Consider the following 12,555-nt stretch of genomic DNA (forward strand, 5'->3'; position numbering starts at 1 on the left):
CGTCTGTACCCCGATACGATTTCCCAAGCTGTTTTTTCGAAGAGAGACCGATATAATGGAGAGTAACGAGTCTTTGCGCGAAAAACCCGATAAGGGAGGCGGAATTTGGTGTTATCAGTTGAGTTTGAAAAGGTAGGTCCGATCAACCGCGGCAGCGTTTCGCTTCATAACTTAATGCTGTTTTGCGGAGAAAATAATGCGGGGAAAACCTATGCGAGTTATGTTTTGTACAATGTTTTTGATAAAAAGTTCCAAACCGGTATCAATTTTTTAGACGAAAAAGCATTAAAAAGCAGCGGGATTGCGGAAGTGGATCTTGAAAATGCGTTAAATCAACACAACGAGGTAAAAGAGGCTTGGTCTGAGGAGCTCACGCGCTCTTTGCCGGACCTATTGAATGCGGAACCAGATGGGTTTACCGATTCCAGAATAACTTTACGCCAAAACGTCGAACACATCAAAAAAGAGGTCTTCGATGAAAAGTTTGAACATCAATGGGGTCTTAACGGACAACCGGCAGGTCAGATCACCAAGCCGGCCAAAAGTTTTATGGCGGAAGTCAAGTTAGAAAAGGGAACTGAAGATTTGGACGATGTTACTTTCTCTTACGTATTAAATTTTGGAATCAGACATTTTTTTAACACACTAATATTCAAGGACTTATACAGCGATGCTTTTCTGCTTCCGGCCGAACGGGCGGGGTTGAATTTATTTTATAAAGAGTTGAATGCTTCCCGTAACGAACTGCTGCGCAAAGTAACATCCGAAGTTCGCCATGATTCCCTGGTTTTCGACCTGAAGAAAGAAATCAGTATGTACGCCAAACCGATCTCGGATTACCTTACTTTTTTGAACCGTTTATCGTTTTATGCAAGACAAAAAAGCTCTTTCTCGGATTTGGCTTTGAAAATTCAGGAAACTGTCCTGAAAGGCAGCTACGTACTTGACGACACAGGCATTCAGTATGTATCGGATTCGGCGGAAGCAGCCAATGACAATTTCAAAATCGGCCTGCATACTTCGTCTTCGACAGCCAAAACGCTGTTCGGACTCGTCTTTTATTTCAACCATATGGCTGTCCCCGGCGCGACCCTGATCATCGACGAACCCGAACTCAATCTTCATCCCGACAATCAACGCAAGCTGGCGCGGATTTTGGCGGAGGCGACGAATCGCGGACTGCGTGTCATTTTGTCCACTCACAGCGATTATATTGTCAAAGAATTCAACAATCTGATCATGCTCTCCAACGACTTCGAGAACAAAGAACATATTATGCAAAAGTTCGGATACACCGCGAAACAGATTCTTGAGCCGCAAAATGTCGGAGCGTATATGTTTGCGGATCATACCATAGCGGAAATGGAAGTCAACGAACGCGAAGGCGTCATCGCCGAGACGTTCAACGAAGTAATCAACCAGTACAATGATTCCAATGATGAAATTTACTATGCACTTATGGAGAATGAAGAGCATGCGGAATCTGATTGAGGTCCTGAACGAGGTCGTTCATCCTCGTTACAAGCTTGATCCTTCGTCTTCATTGACGATACTCGAGACCAGTCCGGACACGGCGACCCGTCAGACCCGCTGCAGGCAGGTGACGATTTTGGGAGCCGGGCAGGTATGCGCCTTGTCGCTGGACAATCGGGGTTTGGAGCCGTTTCCGTTTCTTCAAGACGTGTCCAACGTCAAAATGAAAAATGATGCGATCGTGTTCTGCAAGTGCGACGACCGGTTATATCTGTTGGTCATCGAATTGAAGTCCGGAAACGCCAAAGAAGGCGTCAAGCAGCTTCGGGCGGGCAAACTGTTTGCGGATTATTTGCTGGGACTCGTCGATATGCATTATCCGGGAGTCGATACGAGGAGCCTGGAGACCAAATACATTATTTTCAGCAGAGATCCGCGTAAAAACGTCCAGAAAAAGGCGGATCATAAAAGCCGGAAAGCTTCTTACGTGAACGAAAAAGGGCTGCCTGTCGCTTTCGTCGACTGCAAGGACAAATACGAGTTGCGTTATTTTATTTGATTGTCATAGGCCGTTTCGGAGACATGCGCATGCCGGGCATGCAGCCGGAGCGGTTTTTGTTTGCAAAATAATTCCCATGTAACCGTATGCAATATATTGCATGACGCAGCCCCAAAAGCTATAATGAGAAAATCTTGTCACGACATGTTAACAATGAAGGAGGAAGTCATGCCGATTCCAGCAGGGTTTTCCATGCCCAATCCCCTGACCGCCAAGCAGCGCGCTTTCCGGCAGCTTCAGGAATGGATTATCGACGGCACGCTCAAGCCGGGCGAGAAGCTGAACGACAGCGAGCTGGCCGCCGCGCTCGGCGTCAGCCGGACGCCGGTGCGCGAAGCGCTGCAGCTGCTCAGCGTCGAAGGGCTGGTCGAGATGAATCCCGGCGTATCCACGCAGGTGACGGCGGTGGACGGCGGGGACGTCGCCAAGATTTTGCCGCCGCTTGCGGTGCTTCAGGCGCTCGCCGCCGAGCTTGCGCTGCCCCAAGTCACGGCGCGCGAGATCGAGTCGCTGCGCGAGATCAACGCCGAATTCGGCGAAGCGCTCGGGCGAGGAGACTCCCACTACGCGCTGAAACTGGACGAGGAGTTCCACGGCTTCGTCGTCGATTTGGTGGACAATCCGTATATCGCCAACACGATTTCGACTTTTCAGGCCCATATTCGCAGACTCTTTTTCCATAATTCGATCATTTTGAGCCTCAAGTCGGTCGACGAACACGAAGACATTTTGCAGGCTTTCGAGCAGGGCGACCCGGCCGAAGTCAATCGCCTCGTGCGGGGCAACTGGCTGCGCGCGATCGACGCGTACGACGAAGCGCTGCGGGAGAACGAACGTTAAGATCGTTTTTCCGTTAAGCGTGTTCTTCGCGTCTTCGCCGCCTGCACGAACACGAACGTTTTCACTAATTAAGCGGGCAGCCTCGCCCGATGAATGGACCGGTTTGGCGCTTTCCGCAGCGGAAGGCTGCCGCGAACCGGATTCGACGCGCGGGGCTGCACGGTTGGAGGATTTTTTATTATGTCGCGCAAAGCGCCTTTGTCTTTGGTTATCATTCTCGGTTCCATGCTGTTCGCCCTGTTCTTCGGAGCGGGCAACCTGATTTTCCCGCCGATGCTCGGCCAGATGGCCGGCGAGAACGTCTGGTCCGCCAACGCGGGCTTTCTCGTCACCGGGGTCGGCCTGCCGCTGATTGCCGTCGCCGCTTTCGTCTTCTCGGGCGAGCGCGATCTGCGGGGGCTGTCGAGCCGCGTGAATCCGACGTTCGGACTGATCTTCACCGTCGTGCTGTATCTGGCGATCGGCCCGTTCTTCGCCATGCCGCGCACCGGCAGCGTCTCGTTCGAGATCGGCGTGAAGCCGCTGCTGCCGGCCGCCGATTCGCATCATCTGGCGCTTGCGGTCTTCACGGTGCTGTTCTTCGGCGTCGCCTGCCTGCTGTCGCTGAATCCGACCCGGATCATCGACATCGTGGGCCGGGTGCTGACGCCGATGAAGCTGACCTTTATCGGCGTGCTGGTCGCGGCGGCGCTTCTCTATCCGATCGCGAACTTTGGGACGCCGGACCCGAGCTATGCGTCGCACGCGTTTTTCAAAGGCTTCCAGGAAGGGTATCTGACGCTGGATGCGCTCGCGGCGACCATCTTCGGCATCATCATCGTCAACGCGCTCAAAGACCGCGGCGTCACCGGACGCCGCTCGCTTATGGGCGCCTGCGCCAAAGCGATTCTGATCGCGGGCGTGCTGCTGGCGTTCATCTATACGTCGCTGGCCTATATGGGCGCTTCGAGCGTCGGCAAGCTTGGCGTGCTCGGCAACGGAGCCGATATTCTCGCCGCCGTCTCGTCGCATTATTTCGGCGCGTACGGGTCCATTTTGCTGGGACTGATGATCACGGTGGCCTGCATGACGACGAGCGTCGGGCTGATCACGTCCTGCGCGTCGTTTTTCCACGGGCTGTATCCGAAGCTTTCCTATAAAAAGATTGCCGTAGCGCTGGCCGCGTTCAGCGCGCTCGTCGCCAACATCGGCCTCAACGGGTTGATCAAAGTGTCCGTGCCCGTGCTCATGATGCTGTATCCGCTCGTGATCGCGCTGGTGCTGCTGACGTTCCTGCACCCGCTCTTCAAAGGGCGGAACGAAGTGTACCAGGGCACGATGCTGCTGACGTTTCTCGTGAGCCTGTTCGACGGACTCAAAGCGGCCGGCTTCGAGATCGGCGCGGTCGAGCGGCTGTTCGGCGAAATCCTTCCGTTTCACGCGCTCGGCCTCGGTTGGCTGCTGCCCGCGTTGGTCGGCGGAATCGGCGGCGCCCTCGTCGCCAGATTCACCGGCCGGCCGCAGGGACTGACCGCGCGGGAGACCCCATCCGAACCTTCCGCCAAGCCCACGCCTTCCGTTCGGGACGGCAAAGGCACGTCGCACGGCCGCTGATCGCGCCGCGTACGGAGCGTGTTCAGACAGAAAAGCAGACAGAAAAGCAGACGAAAAAGCAGATCGAAAACAGCATGCCAAAAACCGGGACCGACCGCAGTCGGATACCCGGTTTTTTGACGTGTGCAGCGGCGCCCGGCGTTCAGCCGTTTTGCTGCGCGAGCAGCCATTCTTTTTTCAGCAGCGCATATTGGAAGGTGTTCTCGTACCTGGGCGTTCCGTCCGCGTTCGAAGTGAACGAGACGAACTCCAGGAACAGCCCTTCCTGGCGCATGCCCAGCCGTTCGCACAGCTGCTGCGACCTGCGGTTGTCGTCTTCGACGTAAGCGTACAGCCTCCGGGCATTCATCTGCGTGAACAGATGGTTCAGCAGCGCGCGCGTGCTCTCGCCGGCGTAGCCCTGGCCTTCGTAGCGCGGGTTGAAGTTCCAGCCGACGGAATAAGTATCCGGCTCTTCCTTCATGGCGAACAATTCGCCGATCAGACGATCGTTTTCTTTGAGGCACACCGCGATCTGCGCGTCGTCCCGGCTTTTCTCCAGCACTTTGAGGGCGGCCGCTTCGAAGTCGGGCAGTCGCTCGTCCAAAAAGCAGGTGGCCTGCGGGTTCGCCGCGTATTCCAGCAAAAAGGCGGCGTCTTTTCCGGCAAAGTTGCGTAAAATCAATCGCTCCGTCTCGATCCGCTGCATGGGCAGTCTCCTTCTTTCTCTCAGGGTAAGTCTTCCTTGAAACCGAGTATACCGGGGCGCGCGGAAAAAGAGAAATCCGGTTCCGATTGGGTAACTTTGCACATTGGGCAATGAAATGATATGCTTGTTTTGAAGCATTTCTGCAAAAACCTGAAAAGCTTGCGGCGAAGAAAGGAGGATTTGCATGACCAAACAAAGCCTGCGCGATATGAAAAAAGAAGAAACATGGCATGTGCTGGCCCGGACTTCGTATGCCTTGGCGATCGAGAAAGGGCTGGACGGCTTCACGATCGAAGACGCGGTGCAGCGCGCGCGGTATTCCCGGCGCACGTTCGCCAACCATTTTTCGTGCAAGGAAGAAGCGGTGGCGATGGCGGTGCTCTCGCTGAGCAGCGGCCGAAGCGACGTGCTGCGGGAAGTCGAAGTCCCGGCCGGCATGGCTCCGCTCGAAGCGCTTGAGCAGTGGTCGCGGATGCAGTTCACGGCCGAACTGCTGCGCAATCTGCGGCAGCTGCTGCGGATGGCCCGCGAATACCCCACGCTTGAGCCGTACGTCTTGATCGTCCTGCAGCGGCTGCAAAAAGCGGCGCAGGAAGAACTGGACCGCAATTACGCCGGACATTATCCGCCGGGCTACACGCATATTTTGGCCGGAGCGGTGTTCGGGGCGGTGCTGTCGATCCTCGAAGGGGAAAATGTGCGCATTCCCGGAGAAGAACAGGCCGGCGAGCCGGGAGAAGCGACGTTTGACGAGTTTTTGCGCACCACGTTCGATTATTTGAAAAACGGATTCTGACGATCGGACTTGTCCGATGCGCGAATAGAAGGAGCGAGCCCTAGTGTCCAAGTTTTTGTATAAAATCGGCAAGTCCGCCTACAGCAAGCCCTGGTTGTTTATCGGGGGATGGGTCGTCGTTCTGGCGATCGTGATCGCGATGCTGGGCCTTAACGGCGTGAGCGTGAGCTCGGAGATGAAGCTGGAAGGCACGGAGTCGCAAAAAGTGCTCGACCAGTTGGCCGAAGTGCAGCCGGAAGCTTCCGGCGGGCAGGGCAGCGTCGTGTTCGTCGCGCCCGAAGGCGAGAGCCTGAATACGCCGGAACGGTTGGCGGCGATCCGGGAAGCGGTCGACGAAGTCTACGGCCTCGACCAGATTCTGAACGCGCCCGAATTGGCCGCGCAGGCGATGGCCCAGGCGCAGGCCCAGGCCGCGCAGAGCACGGAAGGCGCGCCGGCCGGCGCCGGCGACGCGGCTTCCGCGGCGGGCCAGACCCCCGGCGGGGCTGCCGGGGATAACGCCGACGCCCAGCAGGGCGCGGGTGCCGCTCAAGCCGGCGAAGCCGGAGCAGCCGAAGGCGCCGCCGGCAGCGATGCCGCCGCCCAGCAGGGCGCAGGCGCCGCTCAGCCCGGCGCCGAACGGCCGCCGTACACGCCGCTCGTCGTGGACGGCATGCCGGTCATCGGCGTGACGATCGCAAACGACGGCAGCGCGGCGCTGTTCCAGTTCCAGTTCACGGTGCAGCAGTCCGCCGTGTCCGACGAAGTGAAGGAATCGGTGATCGACACGGTCGAAGCCGTCGCCAGCGAGACCGGCGTCGAAGCGCTGCCGAGCGAATCGCTGCTGCCGCTCGACATTCCGGTCGGCACCAACGAGATTTACGGCCTCGTCGTGGCGGCGATCGTGCTGATCATGACGCTCGGTTCCGTCATCGCCGCCGGCCTGCCGCTGATCGTCGCGCTGTTCGGCGTCGGCATCGGAGTCGGAGGCGCGTACGCGTTCTCCTCGTTCCTCAGCATGAGCTCCATTACGCCGGTGCTGGCGCTGATGGTCGGCCTCGCGGTCGGCATCGACTACGCGCTGTTCATCATCAACCGCCAGCGCCGCCTTATTTTCGACCAGGGGCTTAGCGCCAAGGAAGCGGCCAGCCGTTCGGTCGGTACCGCGGGCAGTGCCGTCTTCTTCGCGGGCCTGACGGTCATTATCGCGCTGTGCGGTTTGCTCGTTATCGGCATCGGCTTCCTCAGCACGATGGCGCTCGTCGCTTCGGTGACGGTGCTGCTGAACGTCCTGATCGCGCTCACGCTGCTGCCGGCGCTGCTCGGCCTGATCGGCGAGCGGATCTGCTCGCGCAAAGCGCGCGAGAAAAATGCCGCCCTGCGGGCTTCCCGCGCCGACAAGCAGGAGAAAGCGCGCTGGATTCACGGCGTTATCAAATTCCGCTGGCCGGTCATTCTGCTGATCGTCGCCGTGCTCGGCGTGGCGGCGATTCCGGCTCTCAAAATGGATCTGGCGATTCCGTCCGCGGCTTCGGCCGATCTCGATACGGCCAAGCGCCAGAGCTATGACGCCATCTCCGAGAGCTTCGGCGAAGGCTTCAACGGCACGCTGCTGATCGTCGCAGAATCGGCGAACGGCGCAGACGTGACGCCGCAGACGCTCGGCGCGCTGACGCAGGGCATCGGGCAGGTCGACAACGTGTCGGTCGTCTCGCCGCTCGGCATCAGCGAGAACGGCAAGCTGGCGCTGCTGAGCGTCATTCCGAAGACCGGACCGAACGACGCCGAGACGCGCGACCTCGTGACGACGCTGCGCGACGACGAGTCGGCGCTTGCGACCGATAACGGCATCACGCTCGGCGTAACCGGCGTGACGGCGGTCAATATCGACATGTCGGCGAAGCTCGCCGAAGTGTTCCCGATCTACGTCGGCATCATCGTCGTCTTGTCGCTGATCATTCTGCTGCTCGTGTTCCGTTCGATCGTCGTGCCGATCAAGGCGACGGTCGGCTTCCTGCTCAGCATCCTGGCGACGTTCGGCATCACGACTGCCGTGTTCCAATGGGGCTGGGCGCACGACCTGTTCGCGTTCGATACGGCAGGTCCGATCCTGAGCTTCATGCCGATCATGGTGACCGGCATTCTGTACGGCCTGGCGATGGACTATCAGGTGTTCCTCGTCTCGTCCATGCGCGAGTCCTACGTACACGGCCGCCGGGGCAGCGACAGTGTCATCCACGGCTACGGCCAGGCGAGCCGCGTCGTCGTGGCGGCCGCCGTCATCATGGTCGCCGTGTTCGCCGGCTTCATCTTCACGCACGACATCATGATCAAGCAGATCGGCTTCGCACTGGCCGTCGGCATCCTGATCGACGCGTTCGTGATCCGCATGACGCTCGTTCCGGCCGTCATGTCGCTGTTCGGCGACAAAGCGTGGGCGCTGCCGAAATGGCTCGACCGCATCCTGCCGAACCTTGACGTCGAAGGCGACAAGCTGCTCGAAGAGCTGAAAGCGCAGGAAGCGCAGGAAGCGGCGGAAGCCGCGAGAGGGCGCTGAACAATGTAGGCTGGACAAGAGCCGGACTCAAATAACATGCCGGAAATACGAAACGAGCCTTTAGAATTGATTCTAAAGGCTCGTTTTTTTGTTTGTTTTCGATTTAAATACACGACCCAAATTCATTTTTTGAATCAGCCAATAACCTATACCAAAAACGAGCCCGGAAAATATATAAAAGAAATAAAATAGTAAAGCTTCATCAGAAAACGGAGAAACTCCGCCCCAGATCAATAAAATCAAAAGAGTAGGGATAAAGAAAATTGCAATACAGGCTAATGGATATAGAAGTAACTTGAACTTTTTTGCCACCTGGTCTACAGCATATACTATTCCCATAAAAGCTGGATAGGCAATAAGAATAAAGCCTAAAAGAGTTGCAAAAATCACAAAAGCAATCTCGGATCCAAGAGACTGATCGTAAATGACCTTCAGAAAGTATAAGTAACTACTTAAACCGGCAAGATAGGATAACAATCCGATTATGATCATGGCTAGTATAAACATTAATAAACCTCCTAATCTTTTAACAATTTAAATTAATTATAGCATGCGTCAACGAAGCCTCCTATTTGAAAGTAATATTCAAGCAAGCAAAAAATTAATGAATGAGTTTAATAATTATTTTTTAAAAAAGTTGTAGATTGACATATTCGACTCCTTTTTAAGTACAAGAGAAACTTTATTAACTTCTTTAAAACCAGAAGATAAGTTTTAAAGAAGGCATCTTCATAGAGTTTCTATTGAATACACTTATCTGGAGGAATTTAAAATGGCATTTAGCGTAGCACTTAAAATCCAAACTTTTATTGCAGATGCTTATGTACCTGGTGTTCCTACACCAACATCCCAAGCTTGGTACGGAGGAGACAATCGTGGTTTTTCGAGTTCTGATACAGTTCGATTTCGTACCAAGCAATACCTGACCTTCAACTTTGATAATAATGGAGCTTCATGGAATGGTTTTACAGATACAGGTGAAACTCATCGTTATACCATCAATACAAAAACCGGATATCAATTTGATCAAACAGATAAGCAAAGTCCAACTACTATTCGTCATTCCTTGGTAACTGCAGGTTCTAAAATGACTGGAGCAGCAGATGATCGCATCCAAATTCGTTGCATTTGTGATTCTCAAAACCCATTTGAGCCTTTTGCCCCAGCGATTAATTACACGTATATGGTTACAGTCTACAAAAAGGGTACAGTAAATATCAGCGGAACGCATGATGGGTTTCCTTGCTATGAATCCTATGCTCGTTTGAACAGCGGATCTTGGCAAGCCTTGCACCGCCGGAAGAACATGATTTAAATAAAAGTATTAAAGTGTTTTAAAAATCGATAAATGTCTCTGATCTAAGCTGCTTCCTTAACTTAAAACGATATATTCCACAATCAGGCAGGGTATAAACGCTTGCCTGATTGTTTTTGATAGCAAATAATATTTAATTCAAGGCTATTAGATCCAATTCAGAAGATAATTAAGAAGAAAATGGATCGTACGAAAGCATTTTTCTGATTTAAAAGTGAAAGTATTAGAGGGGATCTAAGAATTTATCTGTACGAACTAGCCTATGAAACAGCCGATTCAGCTTGCAAGACATTAAACGTCGCGCGACATTCGGCGCGCAAAAAGGACCCGGCTACAGGCCGGGTCCTTTTTTTGGATAAGAAAGATTTAACGGGTTGACCAAACGCCGATCCGGCGGTCACTCTCCCGCAAGATACAGCTCGAATGCCGCGTCGTACTCCTGCGGATGGTATTTGTCGTAGGCGGCCAGCAGTTCGGACTGCGCGTGCTGGAGAATGTTCCGGTACTCCGAGCTGGCGCTGCCGGTGCCCGACAGACGGCCCACGGCGTCGCGGCTGTGCTCGAAGCTGCGCTCGACCAGCGCCCAGTGGCGCGCGTATTCCGTCTTGGTCATGCCGATCAGCGTGAGGATTTTGTACAGCGCGATCAGCGGTTCCAGATGGGCTTTGACCACGTCGATCGAAAAAGAAGGACCCATCGTGAACTTGATTTCCACGTCCAGATCGACGGTGCCGGCCGTTTCCAGAAAGACGTCGGTCGGCGTGTTCTCGAAATAGTTGTAGCGCAGAACCTGCCGCTTGCTGCTGGTCGCTTTTTGCCCGTCGATATGGATCATGCCGATGTTGGTGAACGCGTACTCGTCTTTGGACGATTTGAGCAGGAAATAGAGCTTCTCGTTCATTTCGCTAAAAATGTAAGCTTGAGCCTGCGAATTGGCAAAATCGGACGGAGGGATGACTTTGCAGATGTCGGACATTCCGGTCAGGTCCGAAGTGACGCGTGAGAAAATGTTGCGGGCCAAAAAAATTCCACCTTTCGATCTGGGTTGGGTTGTGGGCCGTGTCGGCCTATGTATCCGTGCGCCCCTATTCTAACCGATGCCTGCCGGGAAGGAAAGACTCGGGGCCGCCCCGCGCGCTTCCTCGCCGGAGCCTCGCCCGAAGACGTCCGGGGCGGCAGAACGGTTATTCCGTTTTCGCCCGTCCGCCAAGCGCGTAAGCTTCCGGCGTCACCCCGACGACCGTCTTGAAGTCTTTGCCGAAATGGGTCTGGTCGTGGTAGCCGAGTTCGTGCGACAGATGCAGCAGCGTAGGCCGGCTGTCGGCGGCGCCCCGATCCAGCGCTTCGGCCGCTTCCTGCAGCCGCTGCAGCCGGATCACCCATTTGGGAGCCAGGCCGACGCGGCGGTTGAACAGGCGCTGAAGCGTACGCTTTTCGATGCCGAACCGCTCGCACAGCTGATCGACCTTCGTCAGTTCCCGGTCCGACGAGATGGCGGCCATCATCCGGCACAGAAGTTGGGCGTCGGCGTCGAAGTGCGGAGCGGCGTCGAGCAGCAGCCGGTTCATGATGCTGATCAGTTCTTCGCTGCTGCGCGTCCGCAGCGCTTCTTCCAGTTCCGCGGCCGTGGCATCCAGCACCCGTTCCACCGGAATCGGCATGCCCGCAAGCGGCGAGAGCGGTTCGCGCAGCAGCGGATAGAAGCCGCCGGGCCGGAATTTGACGCCGAATACGCGGCCCGCGCCCGATAGGGACTTGGCGAATTTTTCCGCCGAAGGCGTGAAGCAGAACGTGCGTCCCGGCTCGATAACGAGATTGACGCACGGATTGGGCACGATCTCCTGCACGTAGGAACGCCCGCCCGGCAGTTCCCATTCCACGGTCCAGTAGTGGAGCACGAACGGAGCGAGTTCCGGCGCGGGATCGTAGCGGAGCAGGCGGAAGTTTTGCCGGCCCGACGCGGGGTTCAGCACGCCGAGCCCCGGTTCGGAATAATCGCAAAAAGGCGAGCGCGGAGCGGCAGCCTTGCTGTCGGGCGCTTCCCCGGTCTTTCTTTTGGCGGCGAATCCGTTGTTGAACGTCATCTTGCACCTCCTGCGGAAATTGGGTGAAAAGTCCGATCGTCAGCCTGTCGCGTTTTTACTATGCGAATGTCTGTTCTTCATTATAGACTGATTGTAGCACGGCGGACCGGACAGGCGCGAGCGGTATTATGGTGGTCTATCCGTCCTACAACCCCAGAGGAGGAATGCGAACATGAAGCTGGAATACGTGATTTACGTAAACGCATCGCCGGACAAAGTATGGGAAGCGCTGACGTCTCCGGAAGGCACGCGAGCCGCCTTTTTCGGATCGGAACTCAAGTCGTCGTTCGAGGTCGGCGCTCCGTTCGAATACGCGGGACCGGGCAGCGAAGGGGAGTCCACCGTACACGTATACGGAGAGATTCTGGAATTCGAACCGGGCCGCAAACTCAGCTATTCCGAACATCCGGGTCCGTCGTATTACGACAACCACGCCGAACTGCTCACGCGGATCACGTTCGAACTGGAACCGGCGGGGAGCTGCACCAAGCTGACGCTCGTGAACGACGAGTGGAGCGAGGACCATCCGGGCTTCGCCAACGCAAGCGGCGCATGGCCGATGGTGCTCAGTTCGATCAAGACGTGGTGCGAGACGGGGCAGACACTGAATTTCGGCTGGTAAAAAAAGAAGCGGACGCACAGACGAAGCCTGGAGTCATCGAAGAGGGAGA

At 55.7% G+C, this 12,555-nt stretch carries 12 protein-coding genes; 8 read left to right on the forward strand and 4 right to left on the reverse strand.

Annotated features, from left to right (window positions below; all coding sequences use genetic code 11):
* Nucleotides 1-108 precede the first annotated feature (108 nt).
* From FFV09_RS11995 to brnQ, 4 genes are all read left to right on the forward strand, one after another.
* Nucleotides 109-1,491 (forward strand): AAA family ATPase, encoded by a 1,383-nt coding sequence (locus FFV09_RS11995; protein WP_246098561.1) that lies wholly within the window; start codon nt 109-111, stop codon nt 1,489-1,491.
* Entirely contained in the window at nt 1,475-2,032 is a 558-nt protein-coding gene (locus FFV09_RS12000; protein ID WP_141448042.1) for a hypothetical protein, read from the forward strand. Before FFV09_RS11995 ends, FFV09_RS12000 begins: the two co-directional genes overlap by 17 nt.
* A 168-nt stretch (nt 2,033-2,200) precedes the next feature.
* Nucleotides 2,201-2,872, forward strand: coding sequence for a GntR family transcriptional regulator (locus FFV09_RS12005; protein WP_141448043.1), 672 nt, complete (start codon nt 2,201-2,203; stop codon nt 2,870-2,872).
* Between the two features lie 180 nt (nt 2,873-3,052).
* On the forward strand, nt 3,053-4,465 hold the full coding sequence (gene brnQ, locus FFV09_RS12010) for a branched-chain amino acid transport system II carrier protein (RefSeq protein WP_141448044.1): 1,413 nt from the start codon (nt 3,053-3,055) through the stop codon (nt 4,463-4,465).
* Between the two features lie 142 nt (nt 4,466-4,607).
* Here the strand turns inward: brnQ and FFV09_RS12015 are convergent, their stop codons facing one another.
* On the reverse strand, nt 4,608-5,153 hold the full coding sequence (locus FFV09_RS12015; protein ID WP_141448045.1) for a GNAT family N-acetyltransferase: 546 nt from the start codon (nt 5,151-5,153) through the stop codon (nt 4,608-4,610).
* A gap of 184 nt (nt 5,154-5,337) precedes the next feature.
* On the opposite strand from FFV09_RS12015, the gene FFV09_RS12020 reads away from it, so the two are divergent.
* Nucleotides 5,338-5,949 carry a TetR/AcrR family transcriptional regulator gene (locus tag FFV09_RS12020; protein WP_141448046.1) on the forward strand — a complete coding sequence of 204 codons (612 nt, stop codon included), beginning with the start codon at nt 5,338-5,340 and terminating at the stop codon, nt 5,947-5,949.
* A 43-nt stretch (nt 5,950-5,992) separates the two neighbouring features.
* Complete coding sequence (locus FFV09_RS12025; RefSeq protein WP_141448047.1) at nt 5,993-8,485, forward strand: MMPL family transporter; 2,493 nt, start codon at nt 5,993-5,995, stop codon at nt 8,483-8,485.
* A gap of 72 nt (nt 8,486-8,557) precedes the next feature.
* Here the strand turns inward: FFV09_RS12025 and FFV09_RS12030 are convergent, their stop codons facing one another.
* Entirely contained in the window at nt 8,558-8,992 is a 435-nt protein-coding gene (locus FFV09_RS12030; protein ID WP_141448048.1) for a hypothetical protein, read from the reverse strand.
* Between the two features lie 265 nt (nt 8,993-9,257).
* Here FFV09_RS12030 and FFV09_RS12035 point away from each other — a divergent pair, with 265 nt between their 5' ends.
* The gene (locus FFV09_RS12035) at nt 9,258-9,800 is read left to right on the forward strand and encodes a DUF3238 domain-containing protein (protein ID WP_141448049.1); all 543 of its coding nucleotides are present in this window, start codon (nt 9,258-9,260) and stop codon (nt 9,798-9,800) included.
* Nucleotides 9,801-10,197: 397 nt separating this feature from the next.
* Here FFV09_RS12035 and FFV09_RS12040 read toward each other — a convergent pair whose 3' ends face one another.
* Together FFV09_RS12040 and FFV09_RS12045 are read right to left on the reverse strand one after the other, a co-directional pair.
* Nucleotides 10,198-10,821 (reverse strand): PH domain-containing protein, encoded by a 624-nt coding sequence (locus FFV09_RS12040; protein WP_141448050.1) that lies wholly within the window; start codon nt 10,819-10,821, stop codon nt 10,198-10,200.
* 163 nt (nt 10,822-10,984) lie between these two features.
* Nucleotides 10,985-11,884, reverse strand: a complete 900-nt coding sequence (locus tag FFV09_RS12045) for a DUF6597 domain-containing transcriptional factor (protein ID WP_141448051.1) — start codon at nt 11,882-11,884, stop codon at nt 10,985-10,987.
* 172 nt (nt 11,885-12,056) lie between these two features.
* On the opposite strand from FFV09_RS12045, the gene FFV09_RS12050 reads away from it, so the two are divergent.
* The gene (locus tag FFV09_RS12050; RefSeq protein WP_141448052.1) at nt 12,057-12,506 is read left to right on the forward strand and encodes an SRPBCC family protein; all 450 of its coding nucleotides are present in this window, start codon (nt 12,057-12,059) and stop codon (nt 12,504-12,506) included.
* Nucleotides 12,507-12,555: the final 49 nt, after the last annotated feature.

The sequence above is a fragment of the Saccharibacillus brassicae genome (assembly GCF_006542275.1).
Classification (GTDB): Bacteria; Bacillota; Bacilli; order Paenibacillales; family Paenibacillaceae; genus Saccharibacillus; species Saccharibacillus brassicae.